We start from the raw sequence: 24,291 nt of genomic DNA, 5'->3' as shown, positions 1-24,291 counted from the left end.
TGATCATCCTTGCTACGCCGGGGCGCTCAGTGGCTCTCATCGGTCACGCCGTGATGAACCAGTATATTGCCGATCACCTTAACCGCGCGGGGTTCGAAGGGCCAAGATCGCCAAAGCGTGAGCATTGGAAGGGCACGCTCTACCGGCGGCCTGTTAGTGCCCCACCAAGGCCCAAACCAGCGTGAACGCTCCAACGCCGACGAGGCTCCATGCCCAGATGGCCTCGGTGTTGATCCATGTCTGGTGAATAGCGCGCAAGCCGAACCAGCGGTAGACGCCGACGGCAAGTGCACCGCCTGAGACAAGCATCGCCAGCGTGTGAGCGATCGCGACAACAAACAGCAGCCCCGCGTTTTGCATCAATGTACTGGCGGCGGCGTGACCGGCATCCAACTCGTCGATGGCGCACAGCCCCAAATAGATCGGCACCAGCATCAAAGCGGCACCATGAGCGAGCGCGACTAAGAACGACCAGAGCCCCAATTGGTGCGGTTTCACCCGCGCCAGAAACCGGGGATGCCGTTTCGTGATGGCCAAATAGAGGCCCAAAGCCAAAAGGATGAGAGCCGCTCCGACCTGAATTTCGACCTGCCAACGCACAAGAGCGGACATGGCGGCAAACGGAACCAACACAATCAACATCGCCAGCAGATGACCACCCGAAAGCGCGCCAAGCGCTCGATACAGCGCCGATGGCTTGCGTTCCATCAACGCCGCAGACACGGCCAACGGCCACCCCATTCCGGGGTTCAGCCCGTGGTAGAGGCCCGAGACAATCACGGCGAGCCAAAGGCCCGCCGCGGTTTCCATTTCCATCATACGTTCGGGTAGCAGAAGCTGTCGGTAGAGCAATCGCCCCCTTCCAGCCGGATCTGGTGTGACCGATAGCCTTCGGGGAATTCCACCCAGAAGTCCTCGGCCAGTGTCAGACCACCGTCTTCTCCGACATTGGCCATGACCATCGCAGCCCCCCGGTCACCCGGATAGAATTGATCATCCCATGTGGAGTAGAGCGAGTTGGTCCAATAGACCCGCTTCCCATCGCGGCTGATCTCGACCATCTGCGGGCCATAGCCAAAGTCCTTGCCGTTGGGATGCTTGGTCTTTTTGACGATGCCGCCGATTTCGACCTTGCCGGCCAGAACCGGGTTCATCGGGTCGGACACATCATACTGATGCATCTCACCTTGCCCCCAGCACGCGACATAGAGGAACCGGTCATCAAGGCTCAGGTCGATATCGGTGACCAGCGCAGGCACCGCTCCAAAGCCTTTCAGCAACTCAGGCAGATCATCGGCATCCGCAGGTTGCGGTGGGATGGTGATGACCTTTTTGGCGTCGAATGTGCCGTCCTCTTTCTTCCACCACGTGAAAATCGCGCCTTCGAGGTTTTCGGTATCGACCACAACGCCCACGAACCCGTGGCTCTTGGCCGGGTCGTGCGCAGGCCGGATTTCCAGCGCCATCTGGTGGTTTGCGCCGAGGTCAATCGTCTGCACGTTCTTGCGCGACCTCAGGTCCCAGAAGTGGATGCGGTGGCCGTATTTGTTGCTCAGCAAGTCCTCTGGGACGACGCCGTTTTCAAACTGTGGCGGCAGGCCCCATTCCGAGCTGACCATGTAGTTTTGCGGCAGGTTCCACCAGTAATCATAGTGTTTGTCCTGCGTGCCACGGTCGATTTCATACCGACCAATGATGTCGAACGTCTCACAATCCAAAAGGAAGATTCCGGGCGGTCCGTCGGTGCCATCCTCACCACCGCCGCCCAACGTGGAAACATAGATACCTTCAGGGCCACAGTGGATCGTGTGCGGGCGGGAATATCCCGTTTTCTCAAACACCTCTTCCGGCTCGATGATCTTGTGAATCTTGGCCTTGAGCGGCTCTTTCACATCCATGATGTAGATGCGGCTCGACCGGATGCCGGGGATGATCAGATAGCGCCGCTCCAAAAACGCATGCCCTGACATGGGCGAAAGCGAAGCCGAACATGCATTCCAGCCAAAATGGTGAAACTCATCGCCCTTGTACGGCACCATCACCTTGTGGACGATCTGCCCGTAGGTATCGCTGTCTGGATCAACATCGACGATGGCCAAGCCATCCTCGCGGCTGAAGTCCGGCGAGAGCATGAGCGTAAACGCCAGCTTTTCTGGCGGCGCGTTCATCGCATCCTTGGGTGACGGGTAAAATGACGGATCAGGCCGCACGTTCATATGGTTTCCTCCCATGGTGACCCGTCGTTGCGGGCCGTTGTATTTTTTAACAATGGGGGGAGCGTCCGCGAGAATCCTGTCTTGCGTCAAGGAAATGAGTCGCTGCGTTGCGGCAGGGCCGGAACCCAAAGCGCGGATTGCCGCCGCAATCAGCGCAATTGGTCTGCGTGCTGCAAAGCTGTTTCGATGAATCAGACCGCTGCGCGTCGGTCGACCAGCCTGTCCGCAATGACCCCACCTGCCGCAATGCTGAGAATGGCAATCAAGGCCGCAAAACTGAGCGTGGACATCCCAGCCAAGCCTGCCCCAACGGTGCATCCACCTGCCAACACACCTCCAACGCCCATCAGGACGGCACCGATCACGTAACGAAGGGTTTCGGGGCCACCGTTAAATCCCTGTAGCTTGAACCGCCCGCCAGCAACCGATGCCACAAGGCCACCAGCAATCATGCCACCGATCAAACCGACGCCGAAACTGGCGGGGATGGATGAAGACGCGACTGTCCAGAAGGTCATCTCGGACCATGGCAAGGTTGCGCCAAGGCTTTCCATGGCGATGGGGTCGAATTCATCAAACAGAACATAGCCACTGCCCACCCAACCGACGGCCACCAGAACACCAATCAACGCGGCAAGGATATAGTCACGCACGCGCGCACCACTGCGCGCCGCATAGACCAGCGCCCCTGACGCAAGGATCACAGCCCATACCAAGGCACCGCCGGGCAGATCGACAAAGCCCTGCCACTCGGGTGAGACCGTCGCAATTCCCAATCCGAGGCGCACCGGAGCCAACAACCCTTTGAGCGTGGACAACACAACGATACCGAAGATCAGCGCCACCAAACCGGCGCGCAGGTTTCCTGTGCCGAAAAGGACAGTCACCCGAGAGGGACACCCACGAGTCAGAACCATGCCTGTCCCCATCAAGAGCCCACCGACCACGATGGCCAGAACCTGCATGTTTGTCGCGTAAAGACGGTGATCCGCGAAATCCACAAATCCCAGGGCCACAGCGGCTTGGGTCGACAGAATGGCAAAGGCAAAGGCCGTCAGCCAAACACCCAGCGCCTGCTTTCGGTCGGGGGATTTCACCACGCCACGGCGAAAGCAGAAGCGTGTGATTTCAGCCATGACTCCAAAGGCCAGCCCAAGGCACAGCCCAAACCAGACCGAGACCTGTTTCGCGGTCAACTCAACAAATCCCAGATCCTCAAACACATTCCACTCCTTGAATGTAATGGACCGTGTCTATAGAAATCCGCCGCAAGAGCAAGCTTCGTGACGAGGCGCCTGTTTGGCACCCGTACCGTGTCGCATAAATGGATGCGTCAGGCGCCGCAGATCGGCAGGACGCGCGCCGGGCTTTGCGGTAGAGATTTACGCCATTTTCGGATGATCGGTTGCAGCTTGCGCTTGGGCCAGAAACGCGGCGCGCCGATCTGGCTCAGGCAGGTGCTGTTCCAATAAAGGCCTTCTTGTGTCAGCGACTTGCGATCACGGATGGCCGTGCGAACCGCGTCAATATCCTTGGACTCAGGATATATATACAAGGTCGTCGGATTGCCCTCAACCAAGGCAAGCACATCCTTGGAGTCCGCTTCGGACCAAGTCGTGCAACCGTTGCTGCGTCCGCTTGTGTAATCAACCAGCCGACCGAATGGCACGTATCCGTCTGCGTCGACATGACGACTGCCTGAATTGCCCAGTCGGCACTGCCATCTGAGAAACGCCGCCTGATGGCCGCCAATCGCCCGGTCGCGCGCGTTGCGGGTCTCGCCCTCGCCATCGAAAACGAGGAATGGGCGGTAGAACGGCTTGGTGATCTTGGCCTCGGTGTAGAAGCCTTTGAACGACGTCCGGGTCTCTGCGGTGACGTAACGCCCGCCGGCGGTCAGGTTAGAGCCCAAGGCATTGCTGAAATTCCGCGCGCATTGGCGCCCATTCGAGAAATCCGCAGCAGGTAGTTTCCGGCCATTTCCATAGCCGGACGAAATCGCCCGGAACGTCCGCTGGCTTTCACAAATGATGTAATACCTGCGTCCAATTTGGCCGTTTGCCTGCATGCTGGGGCGCGTTGCATCCATCGCCATGTAACAGGGGTTCTTAACCGCTCCGCTGCGCCGTTTTTTTTGGTAATGCGCGCGGGCGCGCTCGAGAACGATTGGCGCAATCTGACCGTCGCCTGTGCCCACATGCGCGCGTAGCCACTGCGGAACTGCTCCACTTTGCGCGACAGCAGCAGATGCGGCGATTGATGCGATTAGAAAAAGTAACAGGCCAACAAAAACTGAAACACGCGAAGTTGGAGCCATTTCAGGGGCCTCCTGCGGACGAGAGCGTAAGCTGAGCCTAGCAAAAAAGATGGTTCGGCAAAGCGATAATTTCATACTTTTGCATCCTCACGCGTGGTTGGTTTTCGTCCGGTGGTGCGCTTGGCCGCGGCGGCCCCCCTTTGGACGGCAGATTGGCGTATCCACCAAATGGGCGTGGGTTGTGCATCCGTTCTGGCTCGACTAACGATAAGTCCAGTTCAAAGCCCGGATCACACCAGATGGCCATTCCAGCAGAGACCCTTTTTCTTGACCCGGATGCAGAGGGGACACTGCAATCGCAGATCCAACAGATGATCGCAGAAGGCATTCTGAGCGGTCGGTTCCAACGCGGCGAACGCCTGCCATCTTCGCGGAAACTGGCACAACAGCTTGGGGTCAGCCGCATTACCGTGACGCTGGCTTACACCGAGCTTGTTGCTGAGGATTACATCAGCGCCAAAGGTCGTTCAGGCTATTATGTCTCGGACAGCGCGCCGCAGACGCCATCCTTCCCCCTTACCACGCGCGAAGACAAGGTCGACTGGAGCAGGGTTCTGACCCGGAAGTTCAGCCAGCGTCGTGCATTGGTAAAACCGACCAATTGGCGGAGCTACAAATACCCGTTCATCTATGGACAGGCCGATCCAACGCTGTTTGATATCCCCAACTGGCGGCTCTGCGCCTTGCAGGCATTGGGCCAGCGCGACTTTGACGCGCTGACGACGGATTACCACGATCAAGACGACCCCAAACTGATCGAATTCATTGCGCGTCACACCCTGCCAAGGCGCGGTATCGTAGCTCAAAGCGACGAAATTCTGGTGACAATGGGCGCTCAGAACGCGCTTTGGCTCGCCTCGCAGGTGTTGCTCACGCCGCATCGTCGGGCCGCAATCGAAGATCCCTGTTATCCGTCGCTCAGGGACATTCTCACGCAGATGCGCTGTCATCTGGACGCGATCCCGGTCGATGGTGACGGCCTGCCCCCCGATGAAATTCCCGGCGACACGGACGTTGTCTTTACAACGCCGTCTCACCAGTGCCCGACCAACGCCACCATGCCTGTCGACCGCAGACAGGCCCTTTTGGCCAAGGCCGCACGCGATGATTTCCTGATCGTAGAAGATGACTACGAGTTCGAGATGTCGTTCCTCAAGGCCCCGTCGCCCGCACTGAAGAGTCTCGATCGCGAAGGGCGTGTCGTCTATGTCGGCAGTTTCTCGAAATCGCTCTTTCCCGGTCTCCGCCTTGGATACCTTGTAGGCTCAGCCGAGTTTATCCGCGAAGCACGCGCGCTGAGGGCGACGGTCCTGCGGCACCCTCCGGGGCATATTCAACGCACGGCGGCCTATTTCCTGTCATTGGGCCACTATGATGCCCTGATCCGTCGGACATCGCGGGCGCTGCAAGAGCGGCGCGAGACGATTGAAAAGGCTATCCGCGCCAATGGATTGATGATCGCAGGGCGCGGCGCTTTCGGCGGCTCGTCGCTTTGGATGGACACTGGCGGGCCATCGGCCACCGCCCTGATCGAGGCGCTCGCGCAAGAGGGCGTGTTGATCGAAAGCGGCGCTCCGTTCTTTGCAGCGCAGGACAGCGACCGTTTCTACCGGTTGGCCTATAGTTCGATCCCGTCGAATCTGATCCCCGACGGAATCGCAAAAATCGCAAAGGTGCTGGCCAAAGGGTAGCTTTTGCCCGATGAGAGCCGCAGCGATGCGGGCCGTTGCGCAAAAATCCGGCAACCAGCGCTGGGCAAATGCGCAAAATCGGTCCAGACACGCGGTGCAATCCGCCAAAATCCCACCATTTTCTCAATTATTGAGACAAGATGATCCATTTTCAGAGACCCTTTGCAATTCTGGACTGATCCAGTAAAATCTGATGGCCCTATCAGCGATCCATCCAATCGCATACTCTCCGCACGATTCACGCATTCGCCACGCCACACCCAAGGGGGAGCCGTACACCATGAAAATGACCACCGAAGAAGCCTTTGTAAAAGTCCTTCAGCGCCACGGCATCGAACATGCCTTTGGCATTATCGGATCGGCCATGATGCCAATTTCCGACCTTTTCCCCGCCGCTGGCATTAAGTTTTGGGACTGCGCGCATGAAGGGTCGGCTGGTTTTATGTCCGACGGCTACACCCGCGCGACCGGCAAAATGTCGATGATGATCGCGCAAAACGGGCCAGGCATCACCAACTTCGTGACGGCTGTTAAGACAGCCTACTGGAACCACACGCCACTTCTCTTGGTGACGCCACAAGCTGCCAACAAAACCATTGGCCAAGGCGGCTTCCAGGAAGTCGAACAGATGAAGCTGTTCGAGGACATGGTCGCCTATCAGGAAGAGGTCCGTGACCCGTCCCGCGTGGCCGAGGTCCTGACCCGCGTGATCAGCCAAGCGAAACGCCTGTCCGGCCCTGCGCAGATCAACATTCCACGCGATTTCTGGACCCAAGTCGTCGACATCGACATCCCGGACCCCATTGAATTCGAACGCTCGCCAGGCGGCGAGAACTCGGTCGCGAAAGCTGCTGACATCCTGTCAGACGCCAAGAACCCGGTCATCCTGAACGGTGCAGGCGTTGTCCTGTCCGAAGGCGGGATCGCAGCCTCAATGGAACTGGCAGAGCGTTTGGACGCGCCAGTTTGCGTGGGCTACCAGCACAATGACGCATTCCCCGGCAACCACCCTCTCTTTGCGGGCCCGCTGGGCTACAACGGCTCAAAAGCCGGGATGGAATTGATCAAGGACGCCGACGTTGTTCTGGCCCTTGGCACACGTCTGAACCCGTTCTCCACCCTGCCGGGCTATGGCATGACCTATTGGCCCGAGAATGCGACCATCATTCAGGTCGACATCAATCCAGACCGCATCGGCCTGACGAAAAAGGTGACAGTCGGCATTGTGGGTGACGCCGCCAAGGTTGCCAAAGGCATCACGCGCCAACTGAGCGACACCGCGGGCGACGCAGGCCGCGAAGAGCGCAAGGCCACCATCGCGCAAAAGAAATCTGCATGGGCGCAGGAATTGACCTCGATGACCCATGAAGAGGATGATCCTGGCACCACATGGAATGAGCGTGCCCGTGCGGACAAGCCGGACTGGATGTCCCCCCGCATGGCGTGGCGCGCGATCACAGCAGCGCTGCCGCGTGAAGCCATCATTTCGTCCGACATCGGCAACAACTGCGCCATCGGCAACGCCTATCCAGACTTCGACGAAGGCCGCAAATACCTTGCCCCCGGTCTGTTTGGGCCTTGTGGCTACGGCCTGCCAGCCATCGTTGGAGCAAAGATCGGTCAACCAGATGTGCCGGTCGTCGGCTTTGCCGGTGACGGTGCTTTCGGGATCGCGGTGAACGAACTGACCGCGATTGGACGGGGCGACTGGCCACCGGTCACACAAATCGTCTTCCGCAACTATCAGTGGGGTGCTGAAAAGCGGAACTCGACCCTTTGGTTTGACGACAACTTTGTCGGCACGGAGTTGGACGAGCAGGTCAGCTATGCGGGTATCGCGAAGGCCTGTGGCCTGAAGGGCGTCGTCGCGCGCACCATGGACGAACTGACCGATGCGCTGAACCAAGCGGTCAAAGACCAGATGGAAAACGGTGTCACAACCCTGATCGAAGCGATGATCAATCAGGAATTGGGTGAACCATTCCGCCGCGATGCGATGAAGAAACCGGTATCCGTCGCAGGTATCAGTGCCGACGATATGGTCCCTCAGAAGCCAGCTATGGCTGCTGAGTAAAGCACCCAGGGCTTGAGGCAAGAATGACCGAGGTTCCATCAGTCCTTCGGGCGCTGCGCGAACGCGCAGCGTCGGACCCCAAGCGAATTGTGCTGAGCGAAGGCGATGACCCGCGGGTCATCGCTGCTGCCATTTCTGCGCGCGACGCAGGCATGGCCCAGATCTCGGTTGTTGGTGATACGGCGCGCGTAATGGCCGTGTTCAACGATCATGGCGATGACGCAGCCGGGATCACGATACATGATCCGGCGACCTCTCCGCTTACACCCGAACTTCAGGGAAAACTGGTCGAACTTCGCGGCCATAAGGGCATGACAGAAGAGCGTGCTGCCCGGGACATTCAGAACCGTCTCATCTTTGCTGCGCTACTCGTCCGTACTGGCCATGCGGACGGCACCGTTGGTGGTGCGGTTGAAACAACAAGCGCCACTGTCCGCGCCGCGTTGCAAATCATCGGCAAACATAAAGACGCGGCGCTGGTCTCTAGCTTCTTTCTGATGGCCTTTCCATCTGATCACTGGTCGAATGCAGACGCGATGATCTTTTCTGACTGCGGACTGGTGATTGATCCATCAGCCACAGAACTGTCCGCGATTGCCGAACAAGCCGCAGCATCCTGCGCGGCCTTAATGGAGCGTGATCCGCAGATCGCGATGCTGTCTTTTTCGACCAAAGGGTCGGCTTCACATCCCAACGTCACAAAAGTAACCGACGCACTGGCCGATCTGAGGGCGCGTCGCCCGGATTTGTCAGCGGACGGGGAGTTGCAGTTTGATGCTGCGATTGTTCCCTCGGTCGGCGCAAAGAAGGCACCAGGGTCTTCTGTTGCGGGTCAGGCCAACGTGCTTGTGTTTCCCAATCTTGATGCGGGAAATATCGGCTACAAAATCGCACAAAGACTGGGCGGAGCCGAGGCCATCGGTCCTGTCCTTCAGGGCCTAGCGCTTCCTGCCAATGACCTCAGCCGCGGATGCGTAGCAGAGGACATCGTGAACATCATCGCTGTCACCGCAGCGCAGTCCAGAGCGCTGGGTGCATAAGCGAGTGTCAGTCTGTAACCGCATAATGAATGGCGCAATGCACATTGGCCTTCTGGGTCTGAACCCGGTAGCGTCTACACGCTTTCATCTTTCGATTTTTGTCAGAGAGGACCTCCATGGCCCATCAGCAGCCTAAGCTCGACCTGTCGCCCAAAGTCTCTGACGAGGTCAAGAAAACGACTTGCTACATGTGCGCCTGTCGGTGTGGGATTAACGTCCACCTGAAAGACGGCAAGGTCGCCTATATCGAAGGCAACCGCGACCACCCGGTGAACCAGGGCGTTCTCTGCGCCAAAGGGTCGGCTGGGATCATGCAGGTGAATGCACCGTCGCGCCTGCGTGCGCCTCTGAAACGTGTGGGCGAGCGCGGCTCGGGCGAATTCGAAGAAATCAGCTGGGACGAGGCGTTGGATATCGCTGCCGGATGGCTGAAGCCGATCCGGGACGAAGACCCGTCCAAGCTGGCGTTCTTCACCGGTCGCGACCAGTCGCAGAGCTTTACCTCCATGTGGGCGCAGTCCTTCGGCACACCCAATTACGCGGCGCATGGCGGGTTCTGTTCCGTGAACATGGCGGCTGCCGGCATCTACACGATGGGCGGCGCATTCTGGGAGTTTGGTCAGCCGGATTGGGACCGTACCAAGCTGTTCATGTTGTTCGGCGTGGCAGAGGATCACGACTCGAACCCGATCAAGATGGGCATCGGCAAGATCAAGGCAAAAGGCGCCAAGGTCATTGGCGTGAACCCGATCCGCACAGGCTATAATGCTGTCGCGGACGAATGGGTTGGTATCACGCCGGGCACAGACGGTCTGTTTATCCTCGCGTTGATCCACGAGCTGTTCAAATCGGGCAAGATCGACCTCGATTACCTTGCCCATTACACCAACGCGTCGGTTCTGGTGAATGAAGCGGACGGCCCTGAAAAGGGACTGTTCCTGCGCACGACCGACGGCGCACCGATGGTCATCGACCGCAAGTCCGGCGAAGCTAAGCCTTGGGATTGTCCGGGTATTGAGCCCCATCTTGGCGGCACGCTGACTGTGGATGGTGTCACGCATCGGACCGTGTTCCAGATGATGCTGGAAGAGTTCCTTGATCCGAAGAACGCCGCCGAGGCGGTGGAAGGCAAAGTCGGCATTCCCGCAGCGCGGATCAAGGCAATTGCCGCCGAGCTGGCACGCGTCGCGTTCGAAGAAGAATTCGAGCTGCCCACCCCGTGGACCGATTTCCGGGGGCGGAAGCACAAGACAATGAAGGGCCGCCCAGTGTCGATGCACGCCATGCGCGGCATCTCGGCCCATGCCAACGGTTTTCAGACCTGTCGTGCTCTGCATACGCTTCAGATCATCCTTGGAACGGTTGAGGTTCCGGGTGGCTTCCGCTTCAAACCACCCTACCCCAAACCGTCAGAGGCGCATCCCAAGCCGCATTGCAAAGTCACCCCCGGCGCGCCGCTTGATGGACCGCATCTTGGCTTTACCCATGGCCCCGATGACCTTTGCCTGAAAGACGACGGAACGCCCGCGCGGATCGACAAAGCGTTTACTTGGGAAAACCCCATGTCATCCCACGGGATGATGCACATGGTCATTTCGAACGCGCACGCGGGTGATCCGTACAAGATCGACACACTGTTCATGTACATGGCGAACATGTCGTGGAATTCGACGATGAACACGCGCGGTGTCATCGACATGCTGACGGACAAGGATGACAACGGCGACTATGTCATCCCGCGTATCATCTATTCGGATGCCTATTCATCCGAGATGGTCGCCTATGCCGACCTGATCCTGCCGGACACGACATACCTTGAGCGGCACGATTGCATCAGCCTGCTTGATCGTCCGATCTGCGAAGCAGACGCCGCCGCAGACGCGATCCGCTGGCCGGTGATCGAGCCTGACCGCGATGTCAAAGGGTTCCAGTCGATGCTTTGCGAGCTGGGTGCCAAGCTGGACCTTCCCGGTTTCGTCAATGAGGACGGCAGCCAGAAATACGCGGATTACGGTGACTACATCACCAACCACATCCGGCGTCCGGGTGTTGGCCCACTGGCAGGGTGGCGCGGCAACGGCGATGGTCAGGGCCGTGGCGAGGCGAATCCGGAGCAATTGCAACGCTACATCGACAACGGTGGGTTCTGGATCAAACACATCCCAGAAGGGTCAAACTATTACAAACCCTGGAACCCGGACTATCAGGACTGGGCGGTGGAAACCGGTCTTTATGACAAACCGCAGCACTACCTGTTCCAGCTTTATGTCGAGCCAATGCGCAAATTCCAATTGGCGGCTGAAGGCGTCGGAGACCGTCAACCACCGGATCACCTGCGCGAGCGGATCAAGAATACGCTGACCCCGCTGCCGATCTGGTACGACCCTTCCGTCGACAATCGCGGGGATGAGTTCACCGTAACGGCGCTGACCCAACGGCCGATGGCGATGTACCATTCGTGGGGATCGCAAAACGCCTGGCTGCGGCAAATTCATGGGCAGAACCCGCTCTTTGTTCCGACCAAGATTTGGGAGGAGAATGGCTTTGCCGAGGGCGATTGGGCCAAGGTTTCATCCCCGCATGGAGACATCACCGTGCCGGTCGCCCATATGGCGGCGTTGAACGAAAACACCGTCTGGACGTGGAACGCGATTGGAAAACGCAAAGGTGCGTGGGCGTTGAAACCCGATGCGCCAGAGGCCACCAAAGGCTTCCTCTTGAACCATCTGATCCACGAATTGCTTCCGCCGAAAGGCGACGGCCTACGATGGGCAAACTCGGACCCGGTGACGGGCCAAGCGGCATGGTTTGATCTGAAAGTGCGCGTGGAAAAGGCGAAGGCTCCAAACGAGGCGCAGCCTGCATTCCCATCGATCAAATCCCCTGTCGGCACCGGGCCGGATGAACTGCGTGTGAAAACCGATCAGGACGCGTGAAGCAGCACGACATCATAAGCGCGGACGGCACTAAATTGGCCGTCTTCGAGGCCGGGCCATCAAACGCGCCGGCCCTCGTGCTGATCCATGGCTGGTCACAGCATCACCTGTCATGGGCGCGGCAGATGCCGCTGGCGGATCAGTTCCGGCTCATTATGCCCGACCTGCGCGGTCACGGAGCGTCGGACAAACCTTTGAACGCGGAGGCCTACAACCACTCCGCGCCTTGGGCGGGCGACGTCAAGGCGATCCTTGACCATTTTGCGCTGCAAGACCCGATCCTTGTTGGCTGGTCCATGGGCGGTTGGGTCGTGTTGGATTACCTGCGCACCTATGGCGACCGCGGTCTGGCCGGAGTTATGCAAATCGGCACATCCGTCACAACCGGCCGCCATATTCAACCCGGTGTGCTGGAATACCGAAACTCGGACCCCGACCTTGTCGCCAAGGGCATGTATTCGGACGATCAATCGGCGAACCTAGATGCCACGGTCAAATTCGTACGCGCCTGTTTCCATCATCAACCTGATGCAGACGATTTTGCACGGATGGTCGGTTTCAACATGATGGTCCCACCTGCAGCCCGCGAAGCAGCGCGACGCAGGCATGAGGACTATCGCGAGGTCGCCGCCGCCACGCAGGTGCCTGTCATGGTTCATTGGGGACGCCACGACCGTCTGGCCCCGGACCCGATGGGGGAAGAGGCCGCTGCGCACTTCGCGAATGCAGAAACGCTGATCTACGAAGATTGCGGTCACGCCCCTTTCTGGGAGGCGGCAGACCGTTTCAATGCGGATCTGACAGCTTTTACGGATCAGTGTTTTGGGAGGGTCGCGGCATGAAACGCACCCTGCTTTTGATCCTTGCTTTCGTTGCCTTGATGGTTGGGTCGTTCATCTGGTTTGTCGCCACATGGGACCCCAGCAAGGAAGAGTCCGTCACACAAATCATAACAGGGACAGACAATGACCCAACTGCCTAGCCAAACAGAGAAAAAGCTCGGCCTTGTGATCGACCTCGATACCTGCGTCGGCTGCCATGCCTGCGTGGTATCCTGCAAAGGGTGGAACACCGAGAATTACGGCGCGCCGTTGTCTGATCAGGACCCTTACGGAGCCGATCCGTCCGGGACGTTCCTGAACCGCGTGCATTCCTACGAGATCACACCGAGCGAAGGCGCGGCGCAGCTGATCCATTTCCCGAAGTCCTGCCTGCATTGCGAAGACGCGCCCTGCGTCACGGTGTGCCCGACAGGCGCAAGCTACAAACGCCTCGAAGATGGGATCGTTCTGGTGAACGAGAGTTCGTGTATCGGCTGTGGTCTCTGCGCATGGGCGTGCCCCTACGGCGCGCGAGAGATGGATCAAGCCGAAGGCGTGATGAAGAAATGCACGCTGTGTGTCGACCGTATCTACAACGAAAACCTGCCCGAAGAAGACCGCGTGCCGGCCTGCGTGCGAACCTGCCCCGCTGGCGCGCGCCATTTTGGCGATCTGGGCGATGAGACCAGCGACGTCAGCAAGCTTGTTGCCGAGCGCGGGGGCATGGACCTGATGCCGGAACAAGGCACGAAACCCGTCAACAAATACCTGCCACCGCGTCCAAAGGACGAAACCTTTGACGTGCTGGCCCCATTTCTTGAACCGGTCGCGGCAGAGCCAAAAGGCTTCCTTGGCTGGTTGGATAAAACACTGGAGCGGCTCTGATATGCATCCGGCAACCTCAGTAATCCTGTTCACAAGCCTGTCTGGCCTAGGCTTCGGCATGCTCTTTTGGTTGGGTCTTGGCTTTCCGGATGTGACCGGCTGGTCAGCTTTTGCCTTCTTCGCCGTGGCGTTTGCGCTTTCCGTCGGCGGGCTTTTGGCCTCGACCTTTCATCTTGGCCATCCTGAACGCTTCTTGAAGGCGTTCACGCAATGGAGATCCTCGTGGCTGAGCCGCGAAGCAGTGATCGCCGTATGTGGCCTGACTGTCATGGGGCTTTATGCGGCAGGTGCCGTGTTCCTTGGAGAAACCTTCCGTGTCTTGGGCGTCATCGGGGCGATCCTGTCTGTCCTGACGGTCTACGCGACGGCGATGATCTATACGCAACTGAAAACGGTCCCGCGTTGGAACCAAGCGACCACACCGGCGATCTTCCTGCTTTTGTCGGTATCCGGCGGCGCGTTGATGACCAATCAGCTTTGGGCTGCGCTCCCACTTTTCATTGTCGCAATTGCAGTTCAGCTCTTGGCGTGGAAGCGGGGCGATCAGGCGCTGGCGACCTCAGGGACAGACATCGGTACAGCAACGGGCCTTGGTGATCGCGGCACCGTTCGCGCATTCGAGCCGCCACATACAGGCAACAACTATCTGATGCGCGAGATGGTGCATGTAATCGGACGCAAGCATGCCATGAAGCTACGGGTCATCGCGATTGCCCTATTGGCCGCGCCGCTCTTTTTGCTCTTCATCCCGTCACCTGGTCACGTTATCGGTGCAGTCGCAGTGCTCTTGCATCTGGCAGGTGTGGTGACATTGCGCTGGCTGTTCTTTGCAGAGGCAGAGCATGTCGTAGGGATTTATTACGGGAAACGATGAGCTTTCTTCCGGGATTTGACGACGAGTGGCAGGGACCCGAGGACTACATCCTTGGAATTACGAAACGCATCTGGGAAGACCGCGAGATCGGGTCGCTGACGCGCTACTATGCGCCTGATCTGATCGTCCGCTCCCCAGCATCGGTCGTGCGCGGAAACGACGGCATCATTGCCGCCACGCAATCAACACTGGCCGAATTTCCAGACCGCGAACTGCCGGGCGAAGACGTTATATGGTGCCCAACCGGCCCTGACAGTTTTCTGAGTTCTCACCGGCTGTTGTGCTGGGCCACCCATACCGGACCGGGCATGTACGGAGCGCCAACAGGACGCCGCCTCACCTACCGCATCCTGGCTGATTGCTGGTGCAAGGATAATGCCGTTGCCGATGAGTGGCTGGTCCGCGATCAGGCCGCCATTGTCGAACAGATGGGCATGGATGTCGTCGATTGGACCCGTGATCTGATCGCGCGCGAAGGCGGGCCGGACACCTGCGTGAAGCCGTTGACCCCAGCAACCGATATGGTTGGTCCTTACACCGGGCGTGGAACCGATGATGCGCTTTCCGAACAAGGAACCGACATCCTGAACCGGATCATGTCGGCTGAGTTATCCGTTATCCCGGCAACCTATGACCGGGCCGCTGAGTTGGCTTATCCACGCCATGAACAAGCACACGGATGGGCCGCGGCGGACGCGTTCTGGTTGGGACTACGTTCGGCATTTCCCGCGGCCGAGTTTTCCATTGATCATGTCATCGGTCAGGAAGACCCAATGATGGCACCACGCATTGCGCTGCGCTGGTCACTCTTTGGGCGACATGACGGCTGGGGCCGCTTTGGCCGTCCAACCGGGGCCGAGGTCTATGTCATGGGCATCACCCATTTCGAAATGGGACCAAGGGGCATCCGCCGCGAATGGACGCTGATCGATGAGACAGCGATCTGGAAACAGATCCTGCTGTCGACGGGTGCGATTTAAGTCGCACCGCAGGTGGAGCGCACGACCAGCGAGGGCGTGATCATGCGTGAAGAAGTTTCGCGCCCCATTAGCAGTTCGGCAGTGTGGCGCACCATCGCATCAAGATCCTGGCGGATGGTTGTCAGTTCATAGGCCGCAAATGCGGCAGTTGGCACGTCGTCAAAACCGATGACGGCCACGTCCTTGGGCACAGTCAGGCCCAACTCATACCGCAGGACATCAATGACGTGAAAAGCCATGAAATCATTAGCCACAAAGACGGCATCAGGCCGAGCCTCGGCGTCATTGAACATGCGGCGTGTCGCGTCGCGGGCCTGCTCTTTATCAAAATTTCCAACCTCGCGCGCATACAGGCCCAGTCCGGCCTTGCGCAAAGCTGACAAGGCACCGGCCTCTCGGGCGCGCTGTGTACTGGCACCTTCCCAGCCTGCAATGTGACCTATGCGACGGCGCCCTTGCGCAATGAGATGTTCGACCGCCATCACTCCGCCCATCTCGTTGTCCGAGACGACGTGCAAACCTTGTCCGCCATCGCTGCGGTTCAATTCGACCACTGGCACGCCAATTGCTTCGCAACGCGTAGCCAGGGTTGATCCCAGCGTGACAGAGGCAAGAACCAGCCCGTCGACCTGATAGTCCAACAGATCGTTGACCACCTGATCCAAATTGGCCTCGGCGTCTTCTGCCAGAAACATCAGGACATTGACACCTTCGGTATCCAGCACCTGACACAGCTGTTCGAGTAGACCCGGGTAAAAGTGATTGTCGAGATACCCGACAACCAGTCCAACCATGCGGCTGCGCCCAGTGAGCAAGGAGCGAGCCAAGACATTCGGGCGATACCCTAGTTGCTCGGCTGCGAGGCGCACCTTTTTTGCGGTGGCGTCTGACACGGATGCGCCGGGCGTGAACACACGGCTGACGGCGGACCGGCTGACACCGGCCCGCGCGGCCACGTCTTGGGATGTGACCTTATCCGCCATCACCAGATGGACTTGGCGGTGTCTTTTCACCCTTGTCGAAGGCTTCCCAGCCTTGTCCGTTGAAAACGTCAACGCCCAGTTGCGCGAGTACGTGGGGGAAATCCACCATGACGTAGTTGTCGACGATCTTGCCATCGACGACCTTCCAGAAATCCATGTAGCGGATGGTGATGCGTTTGCCGGTCGCCTTCACGCCCATGAAGTCGCCACCATGCGTGGCCTCTTGCCGGCCAAAGGCCGCCGCCCATTCGCCCATATAAAGCCGCGCCTCATCCACGCAGACCTTGTCATGGAACGCGGCCTGAAAAGGCTTTTGCCAGTTCTCCTGAAATTCGCGCAGGCCGGTTTTGGTCCCGCAACCGGTATTTCCCATCCAGCGGAAACCTTCGGCAAAGAATTCGCCGATATCGGCAATCCGGTGGTCATTCAGGCCGTCGACCATGCCTTCGATGACGGCGCGGGTTTCTTCGGTTTTTGACAGGTCCGTGTCCTTGCTCAGAACGGCCTGTTCGGGGCGTGAGCCTTTCATACTGCATCCTCTGCTATCATTTCGGCGGCTTTCCAGCCGATCATCATCGACGGGGCGTTTGTGTTTGCCGATGTGACTTGTGGCATCACGCTTGCATCCGCGACCCAGAGCCCCTGCACGCCTTCAACCCGGCACCGGGCCGTCACAGGGCCGCCTAGCCTCAAAGTGCCGACCGGGTGGTACGCGGTACCTGCATTGCCCTTGATAAACGCGCGCAAGTCGTCGCCAGCGACCGCTGGTCCTGGATGAACCTCGGTCCCGCGCCGGTCACCGAAGTCTGCCTTTTCCAGCAGGGAGCGCAGCCGCGTGACGCCTGCCACCATTGTATCGAGGTCACTTTCATCTCGAAACAGCCCAAGATCGATATGCGGCGGGGCGGTTGGGTCCTTGGATGTCAGGCGGAACACACCGCGCGATTTGGGCCGGCACAAACAGACATCTGCGAAATATCCAGATTTCAGAGCGTATTTTTGACCGCGATGATCCAGATGGAACGGGATGAAATGGCTTTGCACATCCGGCTCCGCCCCATCCCCGCGGGCATTGAAAAACGCGCCGCCCTCTACTGTGGGTGAGGTGAAACGGCCTTTGCCAAATGGGTACCCAAGTGCCGACTTGACCCACGCCAGCCATTGCGCGGGCTCAAGACCATAGCCTGTACCTGCCCCTTCGAAATGCAGGCCAATGCCGGGATGGTCATGCAGATTTGCACCAACTTCGGGCGCATCGAGGCGCACATCTATGCCAAGCCGGCGCAGATCATCAGCAGGGCCAACGCCAGATCGCATCAGGATCGCCGGAGACGCGAGTGACCCGGCGCTGAGGATGACACCCTTGGACGCACGAATTTCTGTACCGTCGGTCAGCACACAGCCCATGGCGCGATCACCGTTCCACAACAGCCGGTCTACCTCTGTTCCGGTGCGAACCTCGGCACGCGATGGCCGCAAAAACGCGGTCGCGGCAGAGTTGCGGCGTCCATCAATCATGTTGTGCGAAAACGGTCCTGCGCTTTCGACGTCGGGCGTCGGCTGGGCAGAATTGGACGGCAGCATAGGTTCAAGGCCCGCAACCAGCGGATGCCCATCTTCGTAAAGTGTGGGCTTCAGCTTGGCCTCGACGGCCTCGAAGGCCGGCTCAACATCAGTCCAACTCCAACCGGTCACCTGCCATCCATCAAAATCCGAAGCGCGCCCGCGAAACCAGACCATGGAGTTAATGGAACCTGACCCGCCAAGCATGCGTCCACGCGGGACAGCGATGGTGCGACCATCCATGTCGGCTGAGCGAAAGCGCCAGTCACGCTTGCCGCCCATCAACCATGTCAGACCAAACGGCATTGAAACCAACGGGTGTTTCTCGGACGGTCCAGCCTCAAGCACCAGAACGCGACCGACACCGCGTCGTGACAGCTCTGCCGCTGCGACACAGCCTGCCGAACCGCCGCCGATCACCAGTACATCGCACTGCATGGTTAACCTTTGACCGCACCGGCGGTCAGGCCGCTGACGATTTGGCGCTGGAAGAACATCACGAGGATAAAGAGCGGTGCCGTCGCCGACACCACCGCCGCCACTGCGAACATCACGTTGCCTTCGGTATAGGTCGTGCCAAGGAACGCCGCGATTTGTGGGACCATTGTGCGATTGCCTTCGTTCAGGATCAGCGCCGTCACCACGAAATCATTGTATGCCAGAAGGAACGAGAACAGACCGGTGGTGATCACACCCGGCCACATCACCGGAATGATCACGAAGCGAAACGCCTGAAACTGGGTGCAACCATCGACTTTAGCGGCTTCGTCCAGGTCCTTTGGGATCGACTCAAAGAACGAATGTAGCATCCAAAGTGTGAACGGCTGGTTGATCGCGACCAGCACCAGAATGGCCGTCGGCAGATAGCCCCAGATATTCCAGTCAAAGAAGATCGGCAGGTAGCCCGAGACCAAGGTAATCTGCGGCAGGGCACGGAACATCAGCGCAATGATGAGCAGCCAGAAGACGTATTTGTAGCCCGACCGGGACAGCGCGTAGCCGCCAAGCGTCCCAATCGTCAGAGACACTGTCACCACGCAAAAGCAAACGATGAAGGTGTTGATGCTGTTGCGCCAGAATTCGTTCTGGATGAACGCGCCTTCATAGCCTGCCGTGGTGAATGGACTGCCATAGGTGCTTTGCGTGTTGGCGCCGGTCAGGGCGTTGGTCCAATCCGCGATGGAAAAGAAATCGAGCTCGACCTTGAAGCTGCCCCAAAGCGTCCAGAAGAACGGAAAGGCTGCCATCATGAACCAGACGGCGATGAACACCCAGAGCGCGATCTGAAGCGGAAGCGGGCGGCGGTGTGCAGCTGTCGACATCTCAATGGCTCTTTGCGTTGAAGTCCCGCCACGTGCGGATCAGGACCGGGGTCAAAAGTATGGCAATGCCAATGATGGTCAGCACCGACGTGGTCGCCGCCGAGGAGAGCTGCCGGGTTTCGCCGCTCAGATCGCTCAGGATAAAGGTCGAGAGCGACTGTGCATGGGCCTGCGCCCCAAATCCCAGGATCGGCTCAAGAACTCGGAAGTTATCCATCAACTGAATGAGCGCGACGAAAGTCACCAAAGGGGCCAGATGCGGGATCACGACGAAGCGGATTTGCTGCCAGCGCGTCGCACCGTCGATTTGCGCAGACTCCAAAGTGTCTTGCGGGACCGTCTGAAGCCCCGCGTAGAACACAACAAAGGCAAATGGAGCCGACGACCAGATCCCGTAGACGATTAGGCAGACCCACATCAGCGGGGTTGATGCCTTTACAGACAAGTCCGGATCGCTGACCAGCCAACTCAGGAAGTTGCCCAAAACGCCGCGGCTGTCGACCATCCAAGACAGAACCAGCGCCCCAATGAGTGGCGTGACGATCATCGGCAAAAGCGAAAAGAAGATCATCAAGCCCTTAAGCCTGCGATGAAGAGAATTGACCGCGACCGCGATGGTAAAACCAAGAATGATCAGGAAAGGCGTGCAGATAAACGTGTAAGTCAGCGTGAACACCAAAGCGTCGTAGAACGGCAGGTTCATCAGGCTGCCTGCGAAGGAACGCAATCCATCTGAGTTGCGCCACGCCTCACCCACCTCGCCAAAGGCCAGGTGGCCACGGTCCGTGTAGATTTGCCAACCGACAAACCGGCCTAGCGGCTGCGCCTCTCGGATTGCCGCTGTGGCGTCTTGGTCAATTGTGGTTTCCTTTGTGCATCCGAAAGGACCGCAATTCTCCGTTTCAATCAACACCGCCTCATGCGGTGTAAAGAAAGACTGAGTGATGACGGAAACGATAGGAAGGGCGATGAACAAGAGCATCGCCGCCGCTGTCGGCAAAAAGAACCAAAAGAATGTCCGGTGTTTCATGTCCGTCCCTTATGGCGAAAGCGGTTTGGGGGTTGGCGGGCCAAATGTATGGCCCGCCGGAAAGACGTCGGCTTAGAGGAAGCCCTGCTCTTGGGCAGCAGCGATGTAAGCTGCTTCGACGTCAGCCAGCGCTTGCTCGGCGGACTCGTTGCCCTGCATGAAGTCAGCCAGTTCGTTGCCCAGCGCGGTGTGCATCAGGCCCATGAACGGCAGCATTGGATAAGGGATCGTACCCGACTGAGCGGCAGCAAAGACGCCCACGGCGGCTTCGGTTGGCTCATAACCGTCGATCAGCCAGACCGCCTGCGTTGGCACATCGCCTGTCAGGATGGATGGGTCGATCGCCTTTTTCATCGCAAGGAAGGTGGCTTCCGCATCTGCATCGCTGATGTTCTTGGCCACGGTCCAGCCGTCCCACCACAGAGTGGATGCTGGTGTATCGCCACCGCCAACGGTCATTGGGCCAGCGATTGCAAAGCCGTCGATCACTTCTTGTGGCACACCGTCAGCTGTCACAAGCGTTGCAGCGCGTGAGCCCCACATGTTCATGATCGCGGTGTTGCCTGCGCGGAATTCCGCGTTGGTCGCGTTCGAGTCATGCGTCAGGAAGTCGGGGTTCATGTACTCCGACAGCGCCTTCATCATTTCCAGCGCTTTGACACCGGCTTCAGAATTGACCGATGGGTTCGCCGTACCTGCTTCAAAGTGCTGACCACCGAAGCCGAGGAACATGTTGTTGAATTCCTGCGCGAGGTTCCAGCCGGCAGCGTATGCGCCACCCACGGGGTTTTCCATGATGCCAGCGGCACGGATCGCTTCTGCTGCAGCCAGCATTTCTTCGTAGGTCGATGGTGGCTCGAGGCCCACCTGCTCAAGCACGTCAGCGCGATAAACGAGGTGCTGTGCGTTCGCCATAAACGCAACCGCCATGACCTGACCGTTGATGGTGATCAGCTGGTTTGGCTGGATGCCGTCGCCATGCTTAGCAACCAAATCGTCAAGCGGACGGATGACGTCTTCGTTCATCAGTGCCACGATGGACGAGTTCGCGATGATCGCCGAGGTGTATTCAGCAGGGTTGCCCTGCATGCCGGGCACGTTGATCGACTGGTGATCTGCCGTCAGGTTGGTCGACACTTCCACAGCATCGCCGGCGCACGACATCGCGCCAGCACCAACGGTCTGGATCGCCGGGAATTCGTTACCAACGATCGACACACGGCCTTCTGTTGGGCAGGCGGCACCATGGCCACCAGCCAATGCGGTGGTGCCCATAAAGGCAACGGCACCTGCGAGTGCAACTTTCTTTAGAAACATGATCATCTCCCTTAGTCTCTTGTTTCTTGGGTTTGGCGGCCATACCGGGCCGCGTTTTGGTCCGGTCAGCCCGTCAGCCTTTCGCCGCTTTCCGCGTCAAAGAGGTGACAGATTGAACTTGGGACTGTGATCGAAACATCATCGCCTATGTTCGACCGGTATTCCTTGCCGGCTTTCACGCTGACCAAGGCTCCGCCGCAGCGGACCGTGACCATCGTGGCATCGCCCAAAAGCTCCATTGAGTAGACCCGGGCATTCAACTCACCGCCTGTGTCCACGACCTGAGCGTCTTCTGCGCGGAACCCGAGTGTGACCTTACCATCCGGGGCCGAGAAGCCCGAGATGCTCATACCCTCGCAGGTAAAGGTCCCGCCTGACATCGTCCCGTCCACAAGGTTCATCGCAGGCGAGCCGATAAAGCTGGCCACAAAAGTGTTGGCCGGATTGTCATAAATGTCGGTCGGCGTTCCGACCTGCTGCACGATGCCCTTGCTCATCACCACGACGCGGTCAGCGAGCGTCATTGCTTCGATCTGGTCATGGGTCACGTAGATCGTGGTCACCTTCAGCTCATGGCTGAGGTTCTTGATCTGTGCCCGCGTCGACACGCGCAATTTGGCATCAAGGTTCGACAACGGTTCGTCCATGAGGAACACGTTGGGCTCACGTACAATCGCGCGGGCCAGTGCAACGCGCTGCCGTTGCCCCCCGGACAGTGCGGCGGGCTTGCGGTGCATGAACGGCTCAAGTTCGACCATAGCGGCGGCTTTCTTGACGCGCTCGTCATGCTCTGCCGCCGGCACCTTCCGCACTTTGAGCGGGAAGCGAATGTTCTCGTAGACGTTCATGTTCGGGTAAAGACCGTAGGATTGGAACACCATCGAAATGTCCCGATCCTTCGGCTCAAGATCGTTCACCCGTTCGCCATCAATCAGGATGTCACCAGAGGTTGGTGTCTCAAGACCGGCGATCATACGCATGGTCGTCGTCTTGCCACAGCCGGAAGGTCCGAGCAGCACGAGGAATTCCTGATCAGCAATCGTCAGGTCGAAATCATCCACACCAATGAACGACCCCCAGCGCTTGCAAACGTTTTTCAGGACGATTTCCGCCATAGTTTCTGTGATCTCCCCCGGTCGTGCGCTGCTTTTGCACACGTTTGCAAAAACGCTAGACAATCCACGCCCGCTTTGCCAACCCTTTTTTCGGACAGGCTTGAAAAGAAAAAGACGAGAGGCACCACGATGGCTGATTTTCGAAGCAAGACGCGCGCAGGATTGGCAGATCTGATCACTGGCCAAAGCGGGTCGGAAGAGATCATCGCCGAGCAGGCGATCTTTGATGTGGCTTGGCCCGTCAACCGCCTTGAGGGCCGCGCCGCGATCATGGATGAATTCGTAGAGCCGTTGCGCGCCGCGCTGACCGGGGCGCAGCGTCGTGACCTCCTGTTCATCGGCGGGCAAAACATTCGCGAACCCGGTGGGATGTGGTGTGCTTGTGTCACGCATTATGTCGGCAACTTCGATCAGTCGCTTTTTGGGCTCTTGCCGTCCAAGAGCATGACGTTCCTACGCTCTGGCGAATTCTACCGCATCGAAGACGGGCAGATCACCGAAGCCAAAATCATCCTCGATCTGCCCTCAACGATGCTCTTGGCGAGACGCATGCCGATTGAGATGATTGGGGCCGAAATCTCGTTCCCAGCACCAGCAACGCAGGACGGTCTGTGCCCAACTACAGGTGACGGCAAAGCCTCGCTCGATTGTGTCGAAGGGATGCTTGGCGCGTTGAGTTCCGGCTATGACCCCAAGACCTTTTCATCTCCGTCCCAAACGGGGACAGACGGGTATTGGGCCGATGACATGCTGTGGTACGGACCGGCTGGCGTCGGTTCGAACTACCTGTGGGAAGGGTTTGTCAAAGATCACCGCGAGGATTTCCTACGTGCTTTCCCGGACCGGGTTGGTGGGAATCACTACTGCCGGATCGGCGACGGAAACTATGCCGCGGTGTCGGGCTGGCCGTCCATGACCATGACTTTCCAGGGCGATTACCTCGGTCAAAAGGCCGATGGTCGCGCGCTTACCTTGCGCGTCATGGACTTCTACCGGTGCGACTTTGCACTGGGACCAAAGGGCAAGATCAAAGAGAATTGGGTGACGCTCGACTATGGCGACCTGTTCCACCAAATGGGTCGCGACCTGATCGCCGAAAGCAACGCGATGATTTGATTGGATTGCGG

At 58.6% G+C, this 24,291-nt stretch carries 21 protein-coding genes; 10 read left to right on the top strand and 11 right to left on the bottom strand.

Translation table 11 applies throughout. The features are described from left to right. Window positions 1-153: 153 nt before the first annotated feature. From FE702_RS15685 to FE702_RS15670, 4 genes are all read right to left on the bottom strand, one after another. The gene (locus FE702_RS15685; RefSeq protein WP_147127259.1) at window positions 154-819 is read right to left on the bottom strand and encodes a hypothetical protein; all 666 of its coding nucleotides are present in this window, start codon (window positions 817-819) and stop codon (window positions 154-156) included. Then, window positions 816-2,216 carry a selenium-binding protein SBP56-related protein gene (locus FE702_RS15680; RefSeq protein ID WP_147127258.1) on the bottom strand — a complete coding sequence of 467 codons (1,401 nt, stop codon included), beginning with the start codon at window positions 2,214-2,216 and terminating at the stop codon, window positions 816-818. The genes FE702_RS15685 and FE702_RS15680 overlap by 4 nt, the downstream gene beginning before the upstream one ends. Window positions 2,217-2,407: 191 nt before the next feature. Then, window positions 2,408-3,439 carry a YeeE/YedE family protein gene (locus FE702_RS15675; protein WP_147127257.1) on the bottom strand — a complete coding sequence of 344 codons (1,032 nt, stop codon included), beginning with the start codon at window positions 3,437-3,439 and terminating at the stop codon, window positions 2,408-2,410. 110 nt (window positions 3,440-3,549) lie between these two features. Then, complete coding sequence (locus tag FE702_RS15670) at window positions 3,550-4,533, bottom strand: hypothetical protein (protein ID WP_147127256.1); 984 nt, start codon at window positions 4,531-4,533, stop codon at window positions 3,550-3,552. Between the two features lie 239 nt (window positions 4,534-4,772). On the opposite strand from FE702_RS15670, the gene pdxR reads away from it, so the two are divergent. The 9 genes from pdxR to FE702_RS15630 all read left to right on the top strand — a co-directional run bounded on the left by pdxR (window position 4,773) and on the right by FE702_RS15630 (window position 15,834). Then, window positions 4,773-6,224, top strand: a complete 1,452-nt coding sequence (pdxR, locus tag FE702_RS15665; protein ID WP_147127255.1) for a MocR-like pyridoxine biosynthesis transcription factor PdxR — start codon at window positions 4,773-4,775, stop codon at window positions 6,222-6,224. Between the two features lie 280 nt (window positions 6,225-6,504). Continuing rightward, window positions 6,505-8,298: a sulfoacetaldehyde acetyltransferase gene (gene xsc, locus FE702_RS15660; RefSeq protein WP_147127254.1), complete on the top strand. Its 1,794-nt coding sequence runs from the start codon at window positions 6,505-6,507 to the stop codon at window positions 8,296-8,298. Window positions 8,299-8,321: 23 nt separating this feature from the next. Beyond that, window positions 8,322-9,338 (top strand): phosphate acetyltransferase, encoded by a 1,017-nt coding sequence (pta, locus tag FE702_RS15655; RefSeq protein WP_147127253.1) that lies wholly within the window; start codon window positions 8,322-8,324, stop codon window positions 9,336-9,338. Window positions 9,339-9,454: 116 nt separating this feature from the next. Next, a complete protein-coding gene (locus FE702_RS15650; RefSeq protein WP_147127252.1) occupies window positions 9,455-12,274 on the top strand; it encodes a molybdopterin oxidoreductase family protein in 2,820 nt (939 codons plus the stop codon). Next, window positions 12,271-13,116 carry an alpha/beta fold hydrolase gene (locus tag FE702_RS15645; RefSeq protein ID WP_147127251.1) on the top strand — a complete coding sequence of 282 codons (846 nt, stop codon included), beginning with the start codon at window positions 12,271-12,273 and terminating at the stop codon, window positions 13,114-13,116. Before FE702_RS15650 ends, FE702_RS15645 begins: the two co-directional genes overlap by 4 nt. Continuing rightward, window positions 13,113-13,256, top strand: a complete 144-nt coding sequence (locus FE702_RS18650; protein WP_186827116.1) for a hypothetical protein — start codon at window positions 13,113-13,115, stop codon at window positions 13,254-13,256. Before FE702_RS15645 ends, FE702_RS18650 begins: the two co-directional genes overlap by 4 nt. Continuing rightward, window positions 13,240-13,980, top strand: coding sequence for a 4Fe-4S dicluster domain-containing protein (locus FE702_RS15640; RefSeq protein ID WP_147127250.1), 741 nt, complete (start codon window positions 13,240-13,242; stop codon window positions 13,978-13,980). Before FE702_RS18650 ends, FE702_RS15640 begins: the two co-directional genes overlap by 17 nt. A gap of 1 nt (window position 13,981) precedes the next feature. Beyond that, window positions 13,982-14,854 carry a dimethyl sulfoxide reductase anchor subunit family protein gene (locus FE702_RS15635; RefSeq protein ID WP_147127249.1) on the top strand — a complete coding sequence of 291 codons (873 nt, stop codon included), beginning with the start codon at window positions 13,982-13,984 and terminating at the stop codon, window positions 14,852-14,854. Beyond that, a complete protein-coding gene (locus FE702_RS15630; protein WP_147127248.1) occupies window positions 14,851-15,834 on the top strand; it encodes a nuclear transport factor 2 family protein in 984 nt (327 codons plus the stop codon). Before FE702_RS15635 ends, FE702_RS15630 begins: the two co-directional genes overlap by 4 nt. Here the strand turns inward: FE702_RS15630 and FE702_RS15625 are convergent. The 7 genes from FE702_RS15625 to FE702_RS15595 all read right to left on the bottom strand — a co-directional run bounded on the left by FE702_RS15625 (window position 15,831) and on the right by FE702_RS15595 (window position 23,164). Beyond that, the gene (locus tag FE702_RS15625) at window positions 15,831-16,847 is read right to left on the bottom strand and encodes a LacI family DNA-binding transcriptional regulator (RefSeq protein ID WP_255449706.1); all 1,017 of its coding nucleotides are present in this window, start codon (window positions 16,845-16,847) and stop codon (window positions 15,831-15,833) included. The genes FE702_RS15630 and FE702_RS15625 overlap by 4 nt on opposite strands. Continuing rightward, on the bottom strand, window positions 16,807-17,346 hold the full coding sequence (locus FE702_RS15620) for an ester cyclase (RefSeq protein ID WP_147127247.1): 540 nt from the start codon (window positions 17,344-17,346) through the stop codon (window positions 16,807-16,809). The genes FE702_RS15625 and FE702_RS15620 overlap by 41 nt, the downstream gene beginning before the upstream one ends. Further along, on the bottom strand, window positions 17,343-18,818 hold the full coding sequence (locus tag FE702_RS15615; protein WP_147127246.1) for a GMC family oxidoreductase: 1,476 nt from the start codon (window positions 18,816-18,818) through the stop codon (window positions 17,343-17,345). The genes FE702_RS15620 and FE702_RS15615 overlap by 4 nt, the downstream gene beginning before the upstream one ends. 2 nt (window positions 18,819-18,820) lie before the next feature. Next, window positions 18,821-19,702, bottom strand: coding sequence for a carbohydrate ABC transporter permease (locus tag FE702_RS15610; protein ID WP_147127245.1), 882 nt, complete (start codon window positions 19,700-19,702; stop codon window positions 18,821-18,823). 1 nt (window position 19,703) lies between these two features. Next, window positions 19,704-20,732, bottom strand: a complete 1,029-nt coding sequence (locus tag FE702_RS15605; RefSeq protein ID WP_147127244.1) for a carbohydrate ABC transporter permease — start codon at window positions 20,730-20,732, stop codon at window positions 19,704-19,706. Between the two features lie 72 nt (window positions 20,733-20,804). After that, window positions 20,805-22,049: an ABC transporter substrate-binding protein gene (locus FE702_RS15600; RefSeq protein ID WP_186827115.1), complete on the bottom strand. Its 1,245-nt coding sequence runs from the start codon at window positions 22,047-22,049 to the stop codon at window positions 20,805-20,807. Window positions 22,050-22,114: 65 nt separating this feature from the next. Beyond that, window positions 22,115-23,164 (bottom strand): ABC transporter ATP-binding protein, encoded by a 1,050-nt coding sequence (locus FE702_RS15595; RefSeq protein WP_147127242.1) that lies wholly within the window; start codon window positions 23,162-23,164, stop codon window positions 22,115-22,117. 129 nt (window positions 23,165-23,293) lie between these two features. Between FE702_RS15595 and FE702_RS15590 the strand changes: the two genes are divergently transcribed. After that, window positions 23,294-24,280, top strand: a complete 987-nt coding sequence (locus FE702_RS15590; protein ID WP_147127241.1) for an ester cyclase — start codon at window positions 23,294-23,296, stop codon at window positions 24,278-24,280. Window positions 24,281-24,291: the final 11 nt, after the last annotated feature.

Source organism: Shimia ponticola (assembly GCF_007995215.1).
Taxonomy (GTDB): domain Bacteria; phylum Pseudomonadota; class Alphaproteobacteria; order Rhodobacterales; family Rhodobacteraceae; genus Shimia_B; species Shimia_B ponticola.
Note: the sequence above shows the minus strand (reverse complement) of the source record. Positions and strands in the feature narration are given on the sequence as shown.